The sequence below is a fragment of the Variovorax sp. Soil_C_39 genome, from assembly GCF_057656815.1.
In genome coordinates this window covers 1-2,508 of sequence record NZ_JBDGJQ010000032.1, presented here as the reverse complement: position 1 = coordinate 2,508, position 2,508 = coordinate 1, and the positions used below count along the sequence as shown (strand labels likewise).

General features: G+C 66.5%; 3 protein-coding genes. All 3 read left to right on the top strand.

All coding sequences use genetic code 11. The features are described from left to right. The first annotated feature begins 85 nt into the window (after window positions 1-85). Genes tnpA through tnpC form a run of 3 tightly spaced genes read left to right on the top strand, consistent with a single transcriptional unit; the run spans window position 86 to window position 2,447 of the window. Window positions 86-526: an IS66-like element accessory protein TnpA gene (tnpA, locus tag AC3A6J_RS27955; RefSeq protein ID WP_487863264.1), complete on the top strand. Its 441-nt coding sequence runs from the start codon at window positions 86-88 to the stop codon at window positions 524-526. Next, complete coding sequence (gene tnpB, locus AC3A6J_RS27950) at window positions 502-852, top strand: IS66 family insertion sequence element accessory protein TnpB (protein ID WP_487863263.1); 351 nt, start codon at window positions 502-504, stop codon at window positions 850-852. Before tnpA ends, tnpB begins: the two co-directional genes overlap by 25 nt. A gap of 17 nt (window positions 853-869) precedes the next feature. Beyond that, on the top strand, window positions 870-2,447 hold the full coding sequence (gene tnpC, locus AC3A6J_RS27945; RefSeq protein WP_487863262.1) for an IS66 family transposase: 1,578 nt from the start codon (window positions 870-872) through the stop codon (window positions 2,445-2,447). Window positions 2,448-2,508: the final 61 nt, after the last annotated feature.

The following is a 2,508-nucleotide window of genomic DNA, read 5'->3' as shown; positions in this document are numbered from 1 at the left end:
GTATGCGGTCAACGAACCACGTCCTTGAGCCGCAGGCTATGACCTGACAGCCTACGTTCCCACATAGAGCAACGTGGGAACGTAAATGACAGACGATTTGGAAGACCTCAAACGCCGGCTGGTGGTGGGACACAAGAGCGACGGACGCAGCGTGTACGACGAGGCGGCGAAGTCGCAGCTGGTGGCACTGTGCCGACAGCCGGGCGCCTCGGTGTCGCGTCTGGCGCGCGAGTGCGGCGTCAACGCCAACCAGGTCAGCCGCTGGCTTCGCGAGCATGGCTTCGGCGGGCGTGCGCGCAAGGCCACCGACGTGGTGCCAGCGCCTGCGTTTGTGGCTGTCGCAATGCAGCAGCCAGCGTCGCCGGTGAAGGCTCGTTCGGGCGACGACACGGTCGCCGTGATGGACATGCAGGCGCGCTTGCCCAATGGCGTGGCGCTCGAACTTCGTGGCATAGAGCTGCGCCACGTCGGCGAAGTGATCGAGGCGCTTGGGAGGTTGCGGTGTTCCGTCTCGACGAAGGGCTGAAGGTCTACCTGCACCGCACGCCCGTGGACTTCCGGCTGAGCATCAACGGCTTGGCCGTGCTGGTAGAGCAGGCACTGGGTCTGGACCCGTTCGCCTCGTGCGCGTACGTGTTCAGCAACCGCCGACGCGACCGGGTGAAGATCCTGGGTTGGGAGCGCAACGGCTTCTGGCTGCTGCTCAAGCGCTTGGAGAAGGACCGGTTCATCTGGCCCTCGTCCGAGGCGGTTCCCACGCTGACGGCCGAGCAGCTGCACTGGTTGCTGGAGGGCATCGACATCGCGGTGGTGCAACGCCACTCCCGTCTGCGCTATTCCAGCGTCGCCTGAAGGAACAATGATGGGGCATGCCGATCCAAGCTGGCGTGTCGTCGCCTGCCTCCATCACCGCTGAAGAACTCGCCGCGCTCATTGCCGAGCGCGATGCGTTGGCCGGCGCGCTTCGAGTCGCGACCACCGAGCGGGACCTCGCCCTGGAGCGATTGAGGTCGTTGCAGCGCCAGTTGTTCGCTGCCAAGAGCGAAGCCCGCGGCACCGATCAGAAGGACCTGTTCCTGAACGAGGCCGAGGCACTCGCGCCTACCGATCAGACGCCGCCCGCCGAGACCGACGAAGAGGAGTCGACACCGGTCGCAGGGCATCAACGCAAGAAGCGTGGACGCAAGCCGCTGGACCCCGCGCTGCCGCGCGAGATCGTGCGCCACGAGCTGCCCGAGGCCGAGCGCGTGTGCGCGCATGACGGGCACGCGCTGGTGGAGATCGGCGCCGAGGTCAGCGAGCAGATGGACGTCATCCCCGAGCAGGTGCGCGTGCTGCAGCACCACCGCGTCAAGTACGCCTGCCCCTGCTGCGATCAGAGTCTGAAGGTTGCACCGGCGCCGGCGCGCATCATTCCGCGAGGCCTCCTCACCGAGCAGGCCCAGGCCTGGGTCATCACCGGCAAGTACCAGTTCGGCATGCCGCTGTACCGCACGGCCGCGCTGCTGCGCCGCTTCGGTGGCGACATCGCGAGCAATACGCTGGCTTCCGGCATCGTGCGCATCGGCCGGGCCGTGCAGCCCGTCATCAACCTGCTGCGCGACCACTTGCTGGACAGCGACTTGATCTACGGTGACGAGACCACGGTCCAGGTCCTCAAGGAGCCCGGAAGGAAAGCCCAGACCAAGAGCTACATGTGGGCGCAGATGAATGGCACCGGTCCACCGGTACGGCTGTTCGCCTATGCGCCGGGACGTGGCACTGTGCACGCCGACAAGCTGTATGCCGGCATCCGCCCAGGCACCACGCTCATGAGCGACGGCTACGAGGTCTACAACGGCATCGCGAAGGCCGGCGGTCTCACGCATCTCGGGTGCTGGGTCCACGCGCGTCGGCCGTTCATCAAGGCCGAGGAGGCCACCCCGAAGGCAGTTCGCTCACCGGATCAGATCGCGACCCGGTTCGTGCGGCTGATTGGCAAGCTGTACCGTGCAGAGGCGCTGGCCAAGGCTTGGGCGCCTGCGCGTCGGCTGCGGCTGCGTGCGCGCTACAGCGCCGCGGTCGTGCGCGAGATCGAGCGGCTGCTGCTCACGCACCTGCACAGCGTGGCGCCGTCAAGCCTGCTGGGCGAAGCGCTGCACTACTTGCACGGGCAGTGGCCCAAGCTCGTGCGGTTCCTGGACAACGGCTCCTGGCCGCTGGACTCCAACCCGGTGGAGAACGCGATCCGGCCCTTCGTCGTCGGAAGACGAAGCTGGTTGTTCGCCGACACCGTGGGCGGTGCCAACGCGAGCGCCAACCTCTACTCGTTGATCGAAACGGCCAAGGCCAACAACATCGAGCCCTACCGGTACCTCGTCGCGCTGTTCAAGAAGCTGCCGCTGGCGCAGACCGTCGACGACTACGAGGCGCTGCTTCCCTGGAACATCGAACTCGTCGAGCCGTAGACCTCTGCGCGCGCATCGATTCCGGCGCCGCGGGCAAGGGCGTGGTTTATTGACCGCTTAC

Coding starts and splice junctions, on each gene's coding strand:
- tnpC (WP_487863262.1), top strand. CDS start 870: ATGCCGATCCAAGCTGGCGTGTCGTCGCCTGCCTCCATCACCGCTGAA.
- tnpA (WP_487863264.1), top strand. CDS start 86: ATGACAGACGATTTGGAAGACCTCAAACGCCGGCTGGTGGTGGGACAC.